A 236-nucleotide genomic window follows, 5' to 3' on the forward strand; every position below is an offset into this window, starting at 1 on the left:
CGGAGCGTGAGTCTGATGTCACTGAGCAGGTGATTGCACGTCAACTGAATGCAGTCATGGCAGTACTTGCTGCTGAGCAATTGGCAAAGGTTGTGATTGCCTATGAGCCTGTCTGGGCGATTGGAACCGGTAAATCGGCCACCTCTGCGCAAGCGCAAGCCGTGCATGCATTTATCCGTGCTAAATTGCAAGAACGGATTGCTGAAGCTGCCAAGGCAGTGAAAATTCTTTATGGT

1 protein-coding gene is annotated in these 236 nt (G+C 50.8%); it reads left to right on the forward strand.

The features are described from left to right. The coding region (locus tag ACZ3HH_RS31160) for a triose-phosphate isomerase (protein WP_465810594.1) at positions 1-236 on the forward strand (236 nt) is incomplete at both ends.

The sequence above is a fragment of the Pseudomonas sp. PME37.24/025 genome (assembly GCF_055556615.1).